Source organism: Variovorax sp. JS1663 (assembly GCF_002157355.1).
Taxonomy (GTDB): domain Bacteria; phylum Pseudomonadota; class Gammaproteobacteria; order Burkholderiales; family Burkholderiaceae_C; genus Variovorax.
In genome coordinates, this window is sequence record NZ_LYMK01000010.1 from 106,208 (window position 1) to 124,089 (window position 17,882).

General features: G+C 69.1%; 15 protein-coding genes. 7 read left to right on the forward strand and 8 right to left on the reverse strand.

The features are described 5' to 3' along the window. The first annotated feature begins 42 nt into the window (after window positions 1-42). The 6 genes from A8M77_RS11145 (at window position 43) to A8M77_RS11170 (ending at window position 5,276) form a co-directional block, all read left to right on the forward strand. Entirely contained in the window at window positions 43-897 is an 855-nt protein-coding gene (locus tag A8M77_RS11145; RefSeq protein ID WP_086921584.1) for a 3',5'-nucleoside bisphosphate phosphatase, read from the forward strand. Next, entirely contained in the window at window positions 894-1,841 is a 948-nt protein-coding gene (locus A8M77_RS11150) for a DMT family transporter (protein WP_238136782.1), read from the forward strand. Before A8M77_RS11145 ends, A8M77_RS11150 begins: the two co-directional genes overlap by 4 nt. Window positions 1,842-1,908: 67 nt before the next feature. Further along, entirely contained in the window at window positions 1,909-2,544 is a 636-nt protein-coding gene (locus tag A8M77_RS11155) for an L-threonylcarbamoyladenylate synthase (RefSeq protein ID WP_086921582.1), read from the forward strand. Between the two features lie 49 nt (window positions 2,545-2,593). Further along, a complete protein-coding gene (locus A8M77_RS11160) occupies window positions 2,594-3,265 on the forward strand; it encodes a site-2 protease family protein (RefSeq protein WP_086921581.1) in 672 nt (223 codons plus the stop codon). A gap of 14 nt (window positions 3,266-3,279) precedes the next feature. After that, window positions 3,280-4,611, forward strand: coding sequence for a tryptophan--tRNA ligase (locus A8M77_RS11165; RefSeq protein WP_086921580.1), 1,332 nt, complete (start codon window positions 3,280-3,282; stop codon window positions 4,609-4,611). Between the two features lie 62 nt (window positions 4,612-4,673). Further along, on the forward strand, window positions 4,674-5,276 hold the full coding sequence (locus tag A8M77_RS11170) for a LuxR C-terminal-related transcriptional regulator (protein ID WP_086921579.1): 603 nt from the start codon (window positions 4,674-4,676) through the stop codon (window positions 5,274-5,276). Between the two features lie 45 nt (window positions 5,277-5,321). Here the strand turns inward: A8M77_RS11170 and shkS are convergent, their stop codons facing one another. From shkS to A8M77_RS11205, 7 genes are all read right to left on the reverse strand, one after another. Continuing rightward, window positions 5,322-6,758: a surface-behavior sensor histidine kinase ShkS gene (gene shkS / locus A8M77_RS11175; RefSeq protein WP_238136781.1), complete on the reverse strand. Its 1,437-nt coding sequence runs from the start codon at window positions 6,756-6,758 to the stop codon at window positions 5,322-5,324. Between the two features lie 165 nt (window positions 6,759-6,923). Continuing rightward, window positions 6,924-7,133: a hypothetical protein gene (locus A8M77_RS11180; RefSeq protein WP_086921578.1), complete on the reverse strand. Its 210-nt coding sequence runs from the start codon at window positions 7,131-7,133 to the stop codon at window positions 6,924-6,926. 77 nt (window positions 7,134-7,210) lie between these two features. Next, a complete protein-coding gene (locus A8M77_RS11185) occupies window positions 7,211-9,085 on the reverse strand; it encodes a sensor histidine kinase (RefSeq protein ID WP_086921577.1) in 1,875 nt (624 codons plus the stop codon). Further along, the gene (locus tag A8M77_RS11190; protein WP_086921576.1) at window positions 9,073-9,750 is read right to left on the reverse strand and encodes a response regulator transcription factor; all 678 of its coding nucleotides are present in this window, start codon (window positions 9,748-9,750) and stop codon (window positions 9,073-9,075) included. The genes A8M77_RS11185 and A8M77_RS11190 overlap by 13 nt, the downstream gene beginning before the upstream one ends. 28 nt (window positions 9,751-9,778) lie before the next feature. Beyond that, window positions 9,779-10,726, reverse strand: a complete 948-nt coding sequence (locus A8M77_RS11195) for an alkaline phosphatase D family protein (RefSeq protein WP_086921575.1) — start codon at window positions 10,724-10,726, stop codon at window positions 9,779-9,781. 86 nt (window positions 10,727-10,812) lie between these two features. Continuing rightward, complete coding sequence (locus A8M77_RS11200) at window positions 10,813-15,651, reverse strand: NAD-glutamate dehydrogenase (RefSeq protein ID WP_086921609.1); 4,839 nt, start codon at window positions 15,649-15,651, stop codon at window positions 10,813-10,815. A gap of 127 nt (window positions 15,652-15,778) precedes the next feature. Next, window positions 15,779-16,216: a CBS domain-containing protein gene (locus A8M77_RS11205; protein ID WP_086921574.1), complete on the reverse strand. Its 438-nt coding sequence runs from the start codon at window positions 16,214-16,216 to the stop codon at window positions 15,779-15,781. A 110-nt stretch (window positions 16,217-16,326) separates the two neighbouring features. Here A8M77_RS11205 and A8M77_RS11210 point away from each other — a divergent pair, with 110 nt between their 5' ends. Then, window positions 16,327-17,118 (forward strand): SDR family oxidoreductase, encoded by a 792-nt coding sequence (locus A8M77_RS11210; RefSeq protein ID WP_086921573.1) that lies wholly within the window; start codon window positions 16,327-16,329, stop codon window positions 17,116-17,118. 6 nt (window positions 17,119-17,124) lie between these two features. On the opposite strand, the gene A8M77_RS11215 is transcribed toward A8M77_RS11210, so the two are convergent. Further along, entirely contained in the window at window positions 17,125-17,487 is a 363-nt protein-coding gene (locus A8M77_RS11215; protein WP_086921572.1) for a hypothetical protein, read from the reverse strand. Between the last annotated feature and the right edge of the window lie 395 nt (window positions 17,488-17,882).

Genomic DNA, 17,882 nt, shown 5'->3' on the forward strand with positions numbered 1-17,882 from the left:
TGCGCCCTGCAAGCCCATGCAAGAAAGAATAAGATCCGGGGGGTGTCTTCCATCCTCAACGCCGACCTGCACTGCCACTCCGTGGTGTCCGACGGCACCCTGACGCCCGAGGAACTGGCCGCCCGCGCGGCCGGCAACGGTGTCGAGCTCTGGTCGCTGACCGACCATGACGAGATCGGCGGCCAGCACCGCGCCGCCGCCGCCGCCCGCGCCCAGGGCATCAAGTACCTCACCGGCACCGAGATTTCCGTCACCTTCGCCAACGAGACGGTGCATATCGTCGGCCTGGGCTTCGACCCGGACGATGCGGCCATCAGCGAAGGCCTCTACGACACGCGCGGCGGCCGCGGCCGCCGGGCGGAGGAGATGTCCGAGGGCCTGGCCAAGGTCGGCATCCCGGGCGCATACGAAGGCGCGCTCAAGTACGTGGGCAATCCCGAGCTCATTTCGCGCACGCATTTCGCCCGATACCTGGTCGAGCAGGGCCATTGCCGCGACACCTCCGAGGTCTTCCGCAAGTTCCTCACCGAGGGCAAGCCCGGCTACGTGCCGCACCGCTGGGCCACGCTGAAGGATGCGGTGCGCTGGATCACCGGGGCCGGCGGTCTGGCCGTGATCGCGCACCCGGGCCGCTACAAGTTCACCGCCAACGAGGAGTACGCCCTCTTCCTCGAATTCAAGGAACACGGCGGCCGGGCGATCGAGGTGGTGACCGGCAGCCACACGCCGGCCGAGTACACCGAGTACGCCGACAAGGCCCTGGAATTCGGCTTTGCCGCCTCGCGCGGCAGCGACTTCCACAGCCCCGACGAAAGCCATTGCGATCTGGGCCAGTTGCCCCCGCTCCCCGGCAAGCTCACACCGGTGTGGGAATTGCTCCAAGACCGCATCCTGTGACCGGGCCGATCACGGGCAGCGGCAGCCCGGCCGCCTGCAAGAGCACGCGCGACATCGAATCCGAGCGGATCCTGGCCGGAATCGGCCTGGTGCTGCTGGCGACCGCCTGCTTCGCCACCCTGGACACCGCAACCAAGCTCTCCACCGCCGGCGTGCCGATCCTGATGGGCGTGTGGTTTCGCTATGCCTTCCAGGCCGCGGCCACCACCGCGGTGCTGCTGCCGCGGCACGGCATGGCGCTGCTGCGCACCGGGCACCCCAAGTACCAGATGCTGCGCGGCGCCCTGCTGCTGACTTCCAGCACGCTGGCCTTCTTCAGCCTGCGCTACATGCCGATGGCCGAGTTCACCTCGATCGTGCTGATCGCGCCGCTGGTCATCACGCTGCTGGCTGCCCTTACGCTCAAGGAGCAGGTGTCGCCGCTGCGCTGGGTGCTGGTGGCGGGCGGCTTCCTCGGCACGCTGGTCATCCTGCGGCCCGGCGGCGAGGCGCTCAGCTGGGCGGTGCTGCTGCCCATCGGCCTGGTGCTCACCAACGCCTGGTTCCAGGTGCTGACCAGCAAGCTGGCGCGCACCGAGAACCCGCTGACCATGCACTTCTACACCGGCTGGGTCGGCACCCTGCTGGCCTCCGTGGCCCTGCCCTTCGTCTGGACGGCCTTGCCGGGCTGGCAATGGTGGGCACTGCTGTGCCTGATGGGCTTCATGGGCACGGTGGGCCATTTCATCCTGATCCTGGCCTACCAGCGCGCGCCGGCCTCCACGCTCACGCCCTACCTCTATGCCCAGATCGCCTTCGCCATGCTGGGCGGCTGGCTGATGTTCTCGCAGGTGCCGGACCGGCTGTCGCTGATCGGCATTTCGATGATCGCGGTCTGCGGCGCCGCCGGCGCCTGGCTCACGGTACGCGAGCGGCGGGTGCCGATCGAGCCGGCGGAGTCCTGAGCGCGATCCTTGCTTTCCTCGCCGTGCAGAATGCACGGCTTGCGTTTCTTCTGCACCGCAACGACCCATGGCCCAGTTCTTCGAGATTCATCCCGACAACCCGCAGCAGCGCCTCCTGAAGCAGGCCGCGGCCCTGCTGGCGCGCGGCGAGATCGTGGCCGTGCCGACCGATTCGAGCTACGCCCTGGCCTGCCACCTGGACGACAAGGACGCGGTAGACCAGCTGCGCCGCATCCGCCAGGTCGACGAGAAACACCATCTCACCCTGCTGTGCCGTGACCTGAGCGAGCTCTCGAGCTACGCCCGGGTGGACAACAAGCAGTACCGCCTGCTGAAGGCTGCGACCCCCGGCCCCTACACCTTCCTGCTGGAAGCCACCAAAGAGGTGCCGCGGCGCGTCAGCCACCCGCAGCGCAAGACCATCGGCCTGCGCGTGCCCGACCACAAGGTGCTGGGCGAGCTGCTGATGCTGCACGGCGAGCCGCTGCTGGCCACCACCCTCATCCCGCCCGGCGAGACCGAGGCGCTGAACGACGCCCAGGCGATCCGCGAGCGCTACGAGAAGCAGATCGGCGCCGTCATCGCCTGCGGCGCCTGCCCCTCGGAGCCGACCACCGTGGTCGACCTGACGCCCATGGGCATGGGCGGCGACCCGGTGCTGGTGCGCCAGGGGCGCGGCGCGCTCACGCCACTGGGACTGTGAACCTTCGTAGCAGCCCGGCCCGGCCGGAGCGGTCTGAGACAATCTTCCGGTGGACATCCAGAATCTCATCGAAAAAGTGCTGATCTACGCGCTGCCCGTGATCTTCGCGATCACCGTGCACGAGGCGGCACACGGCTACGTGGCGCGCTACCTGGGCGACCAGACAGCCTGGATGATGGGCCGCGTGACGCTCAACCCGGTCAAGCACATCGATCCCATCGGCACCATCCTGATGCCGCTCCTCCTGTACTTCGCGACGTCGGGCGCCTTCCTGTTCGGTTACGCCAAGCCGGTGCCGGTCAACTTCGGCCGGCTGCGCCATCCCAAGCGCGACATGATCTGGGTCGCGCTGGCGGGGCCGGCATCGAATTTCATCCAGGCGATCCTGTGGGCGCTGTTCTTCGTGCTCCTGCGGGCTTTCGGCGTCGAGGAGACCTTCTTCCTGGAGATGGCGCGCGGCGGCGTGCTGGTCAATCTCGTGATGTGGGCTTTCAACCTCTTTCCGCTGCCCCCGCTGGACGGCGGCCGGGTGCTGGCCGGCCTGCTGCCCCGCGGCGGCGCGCAGGAGTTCCTGGCGCGCATCGAGCCCTACGGCTTCTTCATCGTGATGGGCCTGGTCATCGCCGGCATCGTCAGCACGTGGTGGCTGCGGCCGCTCATGACCTTCGGCTACCAGGTCATCGACCTGCTGATCTCGCCCCTGACCGCGCTGCTGCGCTGAGTCCCTTCCTTCCCATGGCAAGCTCCTCCCCCACTCCCGTCCGCTTCCTCACCGGCATCACCACCAGCGGCACGCCGCACCTGGGCAACTACGTCGGCTCGGTGCGCCACTCGGTGCGCTTCAGCCGCCAGGCCCATGTCCAGAGCTTCTACTTCCTGGCCGACTACCACGCGCTCATCAAGGTCGACGAGCCGGCGCGCATCCAGCGCTCCACGCTGGAGATCGCCGCCACCTGGCTGGCCTGCGGCCTGGACCCGGAGCGGGTGACCTTCTACCGCCAGTCCGACATCGCCGAGATCCCCGAGCTGACCTGGTTCCTCACCTGCGTCACGGCCAAGGGCCTGCTCAACCGGGCCCATGCCTACAAGGCCCAGATGGACAAGAGCATCGCCCGCGGCGAGGACCCGGACGCCGACGTCAGCGCGGGCCTGTTCATGTACCCCGTGCTGATGGGCGCCGACATCCTGATGTTCAATGCCCACAAGGTGCCGGTGGGCCGCGACCAGGTCCAGCACATCGAGATGGCGCGCGACATGGCACAGCGCTTCAACCACCTCTACGGCGAGCACTTCACCCTGCCCGAGGCCGAGATCGACGACGCGGTGGCCACCCTGCCCGGCCTGGACGGCCGCAAGATGAGCAAGAGCTATGACAACACGATCCCGCTCTTCACCCCGCGTGCCCAGCTGCAGAAGCTGATCGCCGGCATCGTGACCGACTCCCGGGCCCCCGGCGAACCCAAGGAGACCGAGGGCTCGGCCCTGTTCCAGATCTACCAGGCCTTCGCCGATGCCCAGGAGACCGAGGCGCTGCGCCGCGCCTTCGCCGACGGCATCGCCTGGGGCGATGCCAAGCAACTGTTGTTCGAGCGCATCGATCGCGAGATCGGGCCGCTGCGGCAGGCGTACGACACCCTGATCAACGACCCGGCCCGGATCGAGAAGATCCTGCTGGCCGGCGCCGAGAAGGCCCGCGCCATCTCGCGGCCCTTCATGGCCGAGCTGCGCCACGCGGTCGGCCTGCGCAACCTCGGGGCCGCCCGGGACAAGGCCGCCGCGCCCAAGGCTGCCAAGGCGGCACGCCCCGCTTTCAAGCAATACCGCGAAAAAGATGGGCTCTATTACTTCAAGCTGCTCGACGAAAACGGTTCACAACTGTTACAAAGCCTGGGTTTCGCATCGCCGCAGGAAGCGGGCCGGGCGATTGGCCAGCTTCGGGCGCAGCGCGGCACGGCATTGACCCTGCTCGCTGCACAGCTCGAACCCGTCGACAATGCGACCGTGCGTGCGGCAACGGACGCGTTGGAGGCGCTGGCGGCGGCCGAGGCGGCCGGCCATAAGAACTGAAAGACATTTCGCGCAACGACCAGCGACCGGCAGAGCCGGCGCGCATACAGTGAGAAAGAGCTATGAGCATTTATGTCATCGACGACCACCCCTTGATGCGCGACGCCATCGTGATGGTGCTCCGGCGCCTGCGGCCGGCTGAAACCATCGTGGAGCTGGAACGGCTCGACAAGCTGGCCAGCGCCGTCAAGCAGCACGGCGAACCGGGCCTGTTCTGCCTCGACCTGAAACTGCCCGACGTGACGGGCGTGTCCGGCGTGATCGCAGTCAAGAAGATCTACCCCGACGTGCCGGTGGCGGTCTACTCCGCTTCGCCGGCAGGCGACATGGAGGAGGCCTGCATCGAGGCCGGCGCCGACACCTACATCGAGAAGTCGGCCAGCTCCGCCGAACTCACCGCCGCCCTGCGCGGCCTGCTGATGGCCGACACCGAGGCCGAGGAGCCGGTCACCGCGGCCAACAGCAAGCTGTCCAAGCGCCAGACCCAGCTGATCGCCATGCTCGACCAGGGCATGAGCAACCGTGACATCGCCACCGAGCTGGACATCAGCGAGCACACGGTGAAGGTGCACCTCTGGCGCCTGTTCCGCCGGCTCGGCGTGAAGAGCCGAACCCAGGCGCTGCACCACGCGCGCACCAACGGCTTGTTGTCGAGCAACTCCTGAAAAAGAAAACCGGGCCTTGGCCCGGTTTTCTTCTTCTGGGCCTTACTAGCCCACCGCGCCCGAGATGCGCGTCTGGGCCTGCGATTCGTCGGCATCGTGCAGCGCCACGCGGAACACGCTGCCGCGGCCCAGCCTGGAGCGCACGCTGACCGGATGGCCCAGTGCGTGCGACAGCCGCGCCACGATCGCGAGCCCGAGGCCGAAGCCGTCCGAGGTGCCTGCATGGTCGGCCACCTTGTAGAACTCCAGGAACACGTCGCGCAGGTGCTCGCGCGCGATGCCGATGCCGGTGTCCCACACCTCCACCCGCAGGCCGTCGCGCGTGTGGCGCGAGGCCAGCAGCACGCCGCCCTCGGCCGTGTACTTGATCGCGTTGGCCAGCAGGTTGCCGATCATGCGGCGCACGCGGATCGGATCGGTCAGCACCGTGCCCGAGCTCACGTGCATGCGGAAGCTCAGGCCCTTGGCCTCGGCCACCGGCCGGTACTGCAACTCGAGGTCGTGCAGCAGCTGGGCCACGTCCACCCGCTCGATGTGCAGCCGCACCTGGCCCGAGTCGATGCGCGCCAGGTCGAACAGCGAGTCGAACAGCGCGTTGACCGCATGCGTGGCGCGCACGATCTTGGGCGCGATCTCGGCCACCAGCTCGGGCTCGTTGCGCAGCCAGTCGGCGTAGAGCGACAGCGCCAGCACCGGCTGGCGCATGTCGTGGGCGGCGCTGGCCAGGAAGCGGTTCTTCATCGCCACCGCCGACACCGCCGCCTGGCGCTGCTGGGTCAGCGAGTTGATCAGGATGTGGTTGTGGAAGAGCAGCTCGAAGCTGTTGCGCGCCGTCTCGTGGATGCGCCGGCCGGCCCGCAGCAGCAGCCACCAGTGCAGGCCCGGCAGCAGCAGGAAGCCGTAGTGGAAATGCGGGCGCTCGAAGTTGAGCTCGATCACCCGGAACACGATCGCCACCAGCATGGTGACGAAGAGCGTGTTGACATAGCGCTTGAGCAGCGGCGGGTGCAGCGCCAGCCCGTTGAGCGGGAAGGTGGCGACGCCGGCCACGATCAGCCAACTCATGAACTGGTTCACCAGCGGCGTGCGCTCGAAGAAGATCAGGATCGACAGGCCCCAGGCGAAGGCGCTGGCGCTCCAGAGGAAGCGATAGCGCTCCACGAAGTACTGCTGGGCAGCCGAGTCCCGGTCGGCATAGTGCCGGCCGTAGACCTGCTCGCCCCAGATGCGGCAGCCGGTGGCCGTGATGCCGATGGCCAGCCAGGCAAAGAGCTGCCAGGGCGGCACATGGCCCCAGCTCAACCCCACCATGGCCGGCATCAGCGCCGCGGCCAGCAGGTAGGACCCGCGCGAGGCGCGCATCAGGCTGCGGATCAGCTCGCCGCGGACCCACGGTTCCGCCTCGTCGGCCGAGGCCGGTGCAGGCGTCAGGCTGGCGAAGGACGAATTGCCCAGCCCGGCAAAGGACGAATTACCCACCATGCGCGCGGCCCCTCTCTCCCCGTGTCAGTCCGGCCATAAAAAAAGCCCCTTGTTCGAGGGGCCCCTGCTTGCGGCTCTCGGGCACGCTGTGAAAAAAATCCGGCAACGGAAGCGGGACGACGGCCCCCGCCCGCGACTGCGCGGTCTGGCTGCGATCTTAACCGGCTAGACGCCGCCGAAGTAACGCATGGCCGTGCGGCCGAGCGGCGTGAGCGCGATCACGACTGCCGCCGGCGGGTCCATCCCGGTAGGCTGGAAATCCACCTTCACATAGCCCGCATCGCGAAGGATGCGGAGGTTCTCGATGTCCGCCTGTGAATCGAGCGTCATCGGCAACGAAGCGCCGGCGATTTTTCTCAGCAGCTCGTAGGCCATCCGGTCCTCCACTGTATTCATTCGTATTCTTGCTGCCATTGTGGAGCATGGCCGCGCGGGGGCGCCTTGCCCCGGCATCAGGCCTTTCCCTGAGCGCAGGGCCAGTCGAGCACCACCGACGTGCCTCCCTCGCAGCCTGCCTCGATGCCCAGCACCGCGCCGATGGCGTCGGCGCGGGCACGCATGTTGGCCATGCCGCGGCCGGCGGCGCTTCCAGTCGCCGAGCTCGCCTGGAAGCCCCGGCCGTTGTCCCGCAACTCGATGCGCACCTGCGCCGGCGGGCCGTTCTGCCAGCTCGCGTGCAGGGCGATGCGCGTGGCCTGCGCATGCTTGAGCACGTTGGTGAACGCCTCCAGCAGGATGCGCTGCAACTGCAGCGAGGCCTGCGCCGAGAAGGCCGCGATCGGCGGCAGCTCGGCCACGTCCCAGTCCAGCGCGATGCCGGCCGCATCGAGCCGGGGCTGCAGCCGGTAGCGCAGCGTGGCCAGCATCGTGGCGAGGTCGTCGTGCATGGGCTGCAGGGAATCGACCGCCATCCGCATCTCGTCGAGCGCCAGCTGCACGTGCTCGGTCAGCACCTCGGTGCGCGCGTCGCGCTGCGTCACCATGTTGAGCAGCCCGACCAGCTGCGAGCCCACGCCGTCGTGGATCTCCCGCATGATGCGCTGCCGCTCCAGCAGCACGGCCTGCTCCTGCTGCTGCGCGCGCAGCGCTTCGAACGCGCCGCGCAGCTGCTGCTCGCGCTCGGCCACGCGCTCGGCCAGGCCGGCGTTCAAGGCCCGGTAGTCCGCCACCAGGCCGCTGTAGCGTTCCACCACGAGGCCCGCCAGGATGAGCACGAAGAAGAAGATGGCGTGCGAGGTCAGGGTGAACTCCGCACCGCCGAACAGGCCCGCGCGCACCGCGAGCAGGTCATGCGCCCCTGCCAGGATGGCAAGGCTGCCAGCGCCCAAGAGCACCCAGGCGATGCGCCTGCGGCTGCCGAAGGCCTCCCGCACCACGACCGGCAGGCAGACCGCGGCCACGAGCTCCAGCAGGGCCAGCCCGGTGGTCCAGAGCGCGGGCCGGGCCAGCGCGAAGGAGGCGCCTGCCAGCACGACGGCCGTGCCCAAGGCCGCCTGGATCATCCTGACCAGCCAGGGCGGGTTGCGCTCGACCACCAGCAGCACGAAGCGGGCGATGAGCGCGATGTGGCAGGCATAGCCCATCGCCACCAGCGCGCCCCACAGCGGCCAGGGCACCGGCACGTCGGTCCAGGCGCGGTCCAGGTTGCGGATCACGCCGAAGAAGGCTGCCAGGCTGAAGCAGCCGTAGAGCGCGTCGCGCTGCCGCCACCAGAGGCCGGCCGCCAGCCCGCCCATCAGCAGCAGGCTCACCGCATAGACCACCGAGGAGGTATGGCGCCAGCGCCGCTGCGCGACGTGGAGTGCCTCCATCGCCGTCTCCGGGCCGTAGCGCAACAGGCCCAGGCCACCGCCGCGCTGGCGCTGCACCGTGGTCTCGACGAGCAGTTCGTTGGCCTCTCCCGCACGCAGGAGCGATGCGGGCACGCGCAGCAGGTGGCTGGCCTTGGCTGCGTCGTGGCTGGGGTCGCCCAGGACGCCGAGTTGCGCGATGACGGCACCGTTGAGCGAGACCCTGGCCTGGTTGCCGGTGCCCGACAGGACCAGGGCCTGCGGCTCGCCACCCACGCCAGTCCCGGGGGGCAGCGTGATCCGGTATTGCGCCGTGCCTCCCCGGCCCGGGAATTCATGATCCCATCGAAGCGGCAGTTCGACCTCGCGCTGGCTGGCGGGCAGGCCCTCGGGCTGGAACGAAGCCGATGCCGCATCCAGCACGCGGCTCTGGGCCAGTGCCGGCGCCGCCAGGACCATGAGGAACAGGGCGCCGGCCACCCTCCGGCCCAGCGTGCGGAGCAGATGCGCGAAGCGCAGCACGGTCAGGGAAGCCACCCCAGATTGCGGGCCTCGAACACGGCTTCCGACTTGTTGTGGACGTCCAGCTTGCCGTAGATGTTGCGGATGTGGGTCTGCACGGTGGTGACCGAGACCCCCATCCGCGCCGCCACTTCCAGATAAGGGAAGCCTCGCGACACCAGGTCCAGCACCTCGAACTCGCGCGGCGAGAGGCGCTCCGGCGCAGGGCTCGCGCCGGGGCTCGCCGCGGGTGCCGGGGCAGGCACCTGCGGCTGGTTCGCCTGCCAGCGCCGAAGCAGCTGCCGCGCGATGACCGGCGACATCGGCGAGCCGCCCGCGCGCAGGTTGCGGATGTGGGTCGCGAGGTCGGCTTCGGTCCCGTCCTTCAGCAGGTAGCCGCTCGCGCCGGCCTCGAAGGCCTGCACCATGTTGGCCTCGTCGCCGAAGATCGAGATCACCATGACCGCGCAGGCCGGCTGGGTGCGGCGGCAGTCGCGGATCACGTCCAGGCCGGAACGGTCGGGCAGGCCCAGGTCCACCAGCAGCACGTCCACCGGGTTGTCGGCCAGCCAGCCGAGGATCTCGCGCGCGGTGCCCGCACCGTAGGCCAGGGCCAGCGAGGGATCGGCCCGGATGACGCGGGAGATGCGCTCCCGCATCGGGATGTCGTCTTCGACCAGGGCGACTTGGGTGGGAGACATCTTGAAGGCGTGAAGGGCAAGAAGCTGCCTACTGCCATGCCGCGCGGGCAATGCTGCCCTGGTACTGGGGCACGCCCGACTTGAAGATCTCGATGTTCACCGCGTTGTCGTCGATCTCCAGCAGGCCCCAGTTGCGCTGCAGGGCGCCAAGGGTGACGGCGGTGCAGATGGCAGCGCCGGAAGCGGTGGCTTCGAACAGCGGCCTGCCGCCGGTCTGCCTGTAGGTGGCCAGGTTGTTGTCGTGGATGTCGCCGCTCAGGACCAGGATGCGGTGCCTGGCGGCCAGCGCCAGCAGCCGTTTGTAGTCCTGCTCGTGATCGAGCCAGGTCTCGCCGTTGCGCGCCTCGAAGACCACGCCGGAGGCGACGAGGTGCACGGTGTCGGGGTCGGCTGCATCGCAGGCCGCCTCGAGCGCGGCCAGCTGGGTCTCACCGAGCATCGATCCCTTCCGCCTCTTGTAGCTGCGCCCGTCGGTGAGGTGCAGCAGCACCTTGCCGGGCAATGCCACCGTGCTGTAGCCGGGCTCGGCCACGTCCGGGCTCCAGGCGAAGGGCGATGCCGGGAAGCTCCCGGACGCCAGGCGTGCCGCCAGCGCCGCGCGATAGGCTGCGAACACCGCGCGGCTGGGTGGCACGTAGATCCGCCATGGGGGCTGCTTCGCGATGTCGCCCCCGCAGGCGCCGTTCCACAGGAAGTCGTGGTCGTCCCAGATCGCATAGGTCGAGAGCTGGGGCCGCTGCACCAGCGCGCGGAATCCGGGCTGCGCCAACTGGCGGGCGATGCGCTTGTGCGCGTGCTGCGCGAAGCCGTCGGCGCTCATTTCCTTCAGCTTGGCCATGCTGGAATCATCGGCGTCGTAGTAGGCCGAATCGCCCAGCAGCACCAGCACATCGGGATTGCGCGCCGCAATCTCGTTCCACGCGGGCTGCTGGGGAAAGCTGACGGACGACATGCAGGAGGTGAAGGCGATGCGCATGCAATGATCCTCGGACGAGTACGCGAGCGTAGCCTAGGCGCCCGCGGCCGCGCGCGCCATCCTGCCTTTGGGGGATGCCTCCCCCGCTATGCCAGCGCCCGCAGCTCCCGCAGCGCCACGGCCAGCATCGCCGCGTCGGGCGCTGGCACCGCGCGCAGCTCGCCCATCAGCTGCGCCGCCCGCTCCAGCGTGCGGCCGTTGCTGGCCTGCCAGGTCTCGACCAGGGCCTCCGGCGACTCGGCCTCGCCGCCGCCCGCCAGCACCGCGCCGGTGATGGAGCGCTGCAGGCCCGAGAGGTCGTCCTGCATCGCGCCCTTGGCCAGCGCCTGCCAGTGCTGGTCGCCCGGCAGCGCCGAGATGCGGTCGCGCAGCCAGGGCATGCCGAGCCGGTTGGCGAGGTCGAAGTAGATCGCCGCCACCAGCTCGACTGGCCAGCGCGCGCTGCCGGCGATCTCGGCGATGTCGAGCGTGGCGTAGAGCGAGCCGAAGTTCAGCACGCGGTCGGCCAGCTCGCGCGGCACGCCCTTGGCGGCGTACTGGGCCGCGGCGGCCTCGACGCGCGCGCGCTCGTCGGCATCGAGCAGCTGCGGCAGCCGCGCCGACAGCGTCTCCACGTTGGACTGAAAGTACTCGATGGTCGAGGCCATGTCCTCGGCCAGGCGCCTGGAGCGCAGGAACCACATGGTGCCGCGCTCCAGCTGCCGGCTGGTGTCGATCAGCATGCGCGACTGCACCTCGTCGTCGACCCGGTTGTCCAGCGCCTCGATCGCCTGCCACAGCGACACCATGCCGAAGATCTCGCGCGACAGCAGGTAGGCACGCACCACCTCGAAGGCGCGCGCGCCGGTGGTTTCGACCAGCCGGTGCACGAAGGTGCTGCCAACGCGGTTGATCGTGCTGTTGGTCACGTGGGTGGCGATGATCTCGCGCTTGAGCGGATGGCGCGGCATCCAGGCGGCGAACTTCTGGCGCATCAGCGCCGGGAAGTAGCGCTCCAGCGCGGTCGCGACCCAGGGGTCGTCGGGCAGCGGCGACTCCAGCAGCTCGTCGTAGAGCCAGATCTTGCTGTAGGCCAGCACCACCGCGCGCTCCGGGCTGGTGAGGCCCTGGCCCTGGGCCCGGCGCTCGGCCAGTTCCTCGTCGGCCGGCAGGTACTCGATCGCCCGGTTGAGCCGCCCGGCCTTTTCCAGGTATTGCATGAAGCGCGTCTGCGCGTCCAGCAGCTGCGGCGCGATGCGGCCGGTGACCGAGAGCACCTGGGTCTGGAAGACGTTGTCGCGCAGCACCAGCGCGGCCACGTCGTCGGTCATCTCTGGCAGGATCGCATTGCGCTGCTTTTCGGTGAGCTCGCCCTCGGTGACCGGCAGACCCAGCAGGATCTTGATGTTGACCTCGTGGTCGGAGGTGTCGACGCCGGCCGAGTTGTCGATCGCATCGGTGTTGATGCGACCGCCCGCGCGCGCGAACTCGATGCGCCCCAGCTGCGTGCAGCCCAGGTTGCCGCCCTCGGCGAAGACCTTGCAGCGCAGCTCGCGGCCATTGACGCGCAGCGCGTCGTTGGCGCGATCGCCCACCTGCGCGTGGGTCTCGCCGGCGGCCTTGACGTAGGTGCCGATGCCACCGTTGTAGATCAGCGCCACCGGGGCCTTGAGGATGGCATTGACCAGCTCGGTGGGCGTCAGCGCATCGGCCTGGATGTCCAGCACCTGCTTCACCTGCGGCGTGAGCGCGATCGACTTGGCGCTGCGCGCATGAATGCCGCCGCCTTCGGAGATCAGCGAGGCATCGTAGTCGGCCCATGAGGAGCGCGGCAGCTTGAACAGGCGCTCGCGCTCGGCAAAGCTCTTCGCGGCATCGGGCGTGGGGTCGAGGAAGATGTGCCGGTGATCGAAGGCCGCCACCAGCAGGATGTGCGGGGACAGCAGCATGCCGTTGCCGAACACGTCGCCCGACATGTCGCCGATGCCCGCGACCGTGAACTCGGTGCTCTGGGTGTCGATGCCCATCTCGCGGAAATGCCGCTTCACCGACTCCCAGGCCCCGCGCGCCGTGATGCCCATGGCCTTGTGGTCGTAGCCCACCGAGCCGCCGGAGGCGAAGGCGTCGCCGAGCCAGAAGCCGTATTCCTTGCTGATGCCGTTGGCATAGTCGCTGAAGGTGGCGGTGCCCTTGTCGGCTGCCACCACGAGGTACGGGTCGTCCGGATCATGGCGGCGCACCTGCGGCGGCGGCACCACCGCCGTCCCCGCGAGGTTGTCGGTGATGTCGAGCAGACCGCGCAGGTAATCCTGGTAGCAGGCCACGCCCTCGCGCATGTAGGCATCGCGGTCGGCCGGCGACGGCGCGCGCTTGAGCACGAAGCCGCCCTTGGAGCCGACCGGCACGATCACGATGTTCTTGACCATCTGCGCCTTCACCAGGCCCAGCACCTCGGTGCGGAAATCCTCCGCCCGGTCCGACCAGCGCAGGCCGCCGCGCGCCACGCGGCCGCCGCGCAGGTGCACGCCCTCGAAGCGGGTCGAGTACACGAAGATCTCGAACAGTGGCTTGGGCGCCGGCAGATCCGGCACCTTGGCCGCGTCGAACTTGAAGGACAGGAAGCCGCGCCGCCGCCCGGCTGCGTCGCGGCGCCAGAAGTTGGTACGCAGCGTCGCCTGGATCAGCGCCAGATACTGGCGCAGCACACGGTCTTCCGACAGGTTGGACACCTCGTCCAGCGCGGCCTCGATGTCGCCGACCTTCTTGGCCTCGCGGGCCTGTGCATCGGGCGGCGCTTCCGGATCGAAGCGCAGCTTGAACAGCTCCACCAGGGCGCGCGCAATGCCGGCGTGCGTCGCCAGCGTCGCTTCGATGAAGGACTGCGAGAGCGAGAAACCGATCTGCCGCATGTACTTGGCGTAAGCCCGCAGCACCACGATTTCGTGGGCCGGCAGGCGCGCCGCCAGCACCAGGCGGTTGAAGTCGTCGTTCTCGACCTCGCCGCCGAGCACCGCGGCGAAGGCCTCCTCGAACACCGGGCGCAGCGCGTCGACCTCGATCTCGGCCTCGCCCGAGGCGCTCTGCAGGCCGAAGTCGTGGATCCAGATCGGCGCCTCGCCCTGGGGCGCCAGCCGATGCGGATGCTCGTCCAGCACCTTCATGCCCAGGTGCTCCAGCATCGGCAGACTGGCCGAGAGCGTGAGCGGCTCGCCGCGCCGCAGCAGCTTGAAGCGCAGCGTGTCGGGCGGCGCCTCCAGCGGCCGGTAGAGGTTCATGCCCAGCGGCTGGGCCTCGCCCAGCCCCGCCATCAGCTCGATGTCGTGCACGGCGGCCCGCGCGGCGAATTCTTCGCGGTAGCCGGCCGGGAAGGCGGCACCGAAACGCCGCAGCAGTGCGTTGCCGCGGGCTTCGCCGGCCGCCTCGATCAGCGCGGTCTTCAGGTCATCGTCCCAGCGCCGCGCAGCCGCGACCAGCCGCTCCTCCAGCTCGCGCACGTCGAAGAAGGGAATGCTGCCGGGCTTGGTGCGCACGGTGATCTGGATGCGCGCCAGCACCGATTCCGACAGGTGCACGTTGAACTCGGAGCTCGTCCCGTTGAACTCGCGCATCAGGATGTCCTGCCACTTCTGGCGCAGCTCGGTGGTGTAGTTCTCGCGGGGCGCGTAGATCAGGCAGGACAGGAAGCGCTCGAAGGGGTCGCGCCGCACGAACAGCCGGAAGCGCTGGCGCTCGCCCAGGTGCAGGATGCCCATGGCGGTCTGCAGCAGGTCGTCGTCCGAGGTCTGGAACAACTCGTCGCGCGGATACGTCTCGAGGATGTTGAGCAGCGCCTTGCCCGAATGGCTGCCCGCCGCCAGGCCGGCGCGCTCGACCACGCTGGCGATCTTGCGGCGCAGCAGCGGAATCTCGGCCGGGTTGGCGCTGTAGGCGGTGGAGGTGAAGAGGCCGAGGAAGCGGTCCTCGCCACACACCTCGCCCTGGTCGTCGAAGCGCTTGACGGCCACGTAGTCCAGGTGGCCGGGCCGGTGCACGGTGGAGCGCGAGGTGGATTTGGTCACCACCAGCAGCTCGGGCCGGCGCGCGTAGGCGCGCACCTCGGGCGGCAGCGCGGCGAAGGCGGCGGCGCCATCGGGCTTGGAGGACGCCTCGCGCAGGATGCCGAGGCCGGAGCCGGGCACGACCTTCAGCACATCCTCGCCGTCCACCCGCGCCAGCTCGTGGCTGCGGCAGCCGAGGAAGGTGAAGTGGTTGTCCGCCAGCCAGCGCAGGAAGGCCTGGCCCTCGGCCAGTTCCTGCGGCGGGATGGGCGGAGCGCGCTCGTCCAGCCCCTGCACGATGGCCAGTACGCGTTCGCGCATCGGCTTCCAGTCGGCGACCGTCTGCCGCACGTCGTCGAGCACGCGCTCCAGGTCGGCGGCCAGCGCCTCCATGCGCGCGGCATCGGGAACGCGATCGACTTCCACGTGGATGAAGGATTCGCGGCGGGCCTCGGGCGACGCGCCCTCCTCCGCCGCCAGGCCTTTCAGCACGCCATCGGCGCCGCGCTCGACCGCCACCAGCGGATGGATGATCAGGTGCAGCGTGAGCCCGTGCCGGTTGACCTCCATGGTCACGGAGTCGACCAGGAAAGGCATGTCGTCATTGACCATCTCGATGATGGTGTGGGTGGACTGCCAGCCGTGCTCGGCGATGGTCGGGTTGAAGACCCTGAGCTTGGCCTTTCCCGGTTCGCGCTTGCGGGCGAAGTTCCAGTGCGACAGGGCCGCACCGTACAGGTCGGCCACCTCGCGCTCGGCCAGGTCCTCCGGGTCGACCTGGCCGAAATAGCGGCGGACGAAGCCCGCGGGCTCCTCCGCCGATTCGGCCGGGAGCCTGGCGCGCACCAGTTGCTCCACTTCGTCCAGGCGCTCTGCCCTGCGCCCCGCTTCCGTCGTCTGAGCGGTCATCAGCATGCTTGTCTCCGGTTGGCGCCTGTAATCTACATCGCAATCCGGTCGGAAATATGACTTGCGCCCGCCCGCGCCCGGGCCGAGACTGCTCGGTTCGGCCACGCGCGCGCGGCGCTCTGGCGCGTCAGCCAGCGATGTAGTTGTGCAGTTGTTCGATGATGAACTTCTGCTCCGAGATGATGCCCTTGACCAGGTCGCCGATCGAAATCAGCCCGACGAGCTTGCCGTCGTCATCGAGCACCGGCAGATGCCGTACCCGGCTCTCGGTCATCAGCGCCATGCATTCCTCGGTGCTCTGGGTGGGATGCACGTAGATCACCGAGCTGGTCATGATCTCGCGCAGCTTCGTGTCCTTGGAGGAGCGCGCCATCAGCACGACCTTGCGCGCGTAGTCCCGCTCGCTGAGCACGCCGACGATGCGCTCGCCCTCCATCACCAGCAGGGCGCCGATGTTCTTCTGAGCCATCAGCGCGACGGCCTCGAACACCGAGGCGTCGGGCCCGATGCTGTGCACGACGCCGACGCCGCCTTTTTCCTTGAGGATTTCTGCCACTGTCTTCATCGTTCATGTCTCCGGCTGGGGCTCATGGCTTGCATGAGAGCACATGCCGGGCAGAGTCGGCAAGCCCCCTCTAACATGTCCGTCATCGCAACACGACGGCGGAGAACTCCATGGATCTTCAACTCAGCGGCAAGCACGTGCTGGTCACCGGCGGCAGCCGCGGCATCGGGCTGGCCTGTGCGCGCGGCTTCCTGCGCGAGGGCGCGCAGGTCAGCCTGGCAGGGCGCAGCCAGGACCACCTGGATTCGGCGCTCGCGCAACTGCGCGCCGAGGGCCACACTGCGGTCCGCGGCCATGCGGCCGACCTGGGCGACGCGCAGGCCGCGCTGGCGATGCTGGACGCCGCGGAAGCCGGGTTCGGCCCCGTGGAGGTGTTGGTCAATTCCGCCGGCGCAGCGCGGCGCACGCCCTTCGACGAGCTGCGGCCGCAGGCCTGGCAGGACGCGATGCAGGCCAAATTCTTCACCTACATCCACGTGATGGACCCGGCCATCAAGCGCATGGGCGCACGCGGCGCTGGCGCCATCGTCAACATCATCGGCATGGGCGGCAAGGTCGCCACGACCACTCACCTGGCCGGCGGCGCCGCCAATGCCGCGCTGATGCTGGCCACCGCGGGCCTGGCCACGGCCTACGGTCCGCGGGGCGTGCGCGTGAACGCGGTCAATCCCGCCATGACGCTGACCGACCGCATGGCCGAGGGCCTGGCGGCCGAAGCGCGGATGCGGCAGCGCAGCGAAGATGACGTGCGGCGCGACGCCGAGGCCCGCATGCCGCTCGGGCGGATCGCGAAGCCGGAAGACATCGCCGATGCGGTGCTGTTCCTGAGCTCGCCGCGGGCAGGCTACATCTCGGGCGCGATCGTGTCGATGGATGGGGCCGCAACGCCGATGGTGGTCTGAGCGAAATCAATCGTCCCGATCGTCCCAGTCGCGGCGGTGGTGATGGTGGCGCCAGCGCCAACGTTCGCCGGGATAGTAGGCCGGCGCCGGCGGCCCGTAGTACACCGGGGCGGGTCGGTAGACGGGCGCGGGGCGGTAATACGCCGGCGGCGCAGGCTCGTAGTAGATCGGCGGTGCTGGGCGCGTGTAGACGGGAGCGGGCTGGTAGTACACCGGCCCCGGGTCGGCAACGCCGACTGCGACGCCCGGCACATTGATGCCCACGGACCAGTTGGCGCCGGCCTGGGCCGACGCGGCGGCGAACAGGGCCCCGGCTGCCACCGCACCTGCAGCAGCCCATTTCACGAAGACAGAACGATCAAGGTTCACAAGAACTCCAGAGGGAGGCGGATGCCGCCCTTGCCCTCCACCAACGCGGACGCCGGGGACCGGGTTCACGTCCACACCATGAAGATGGTTGCCAAACGTCACTGCCCGACCGCTTTTCATATCGCGGCTCAGGCCCTCGGCCGTGCGCGCTCGGCTCGATCACCCGAGGCCCGAGCCCGCACCAGAGCAGCAGCGCGCTGTCGCGCGGGACCAAGGGGTTGAAGCCGTCGTAGAGCGCCGGGCAATTCGCCTGCGTGAGATTGACGCCGAAGTGGACGTCGTACATGTCGTGCAGTGCCGTCGGGCGCCACGCCGATTTCCGTGATGAGCATGCCGCCCAGCGTGGCCGGAGCAACGCTCCGGTATTTGCGACTGCGAGCGCCCTGACGAGATCT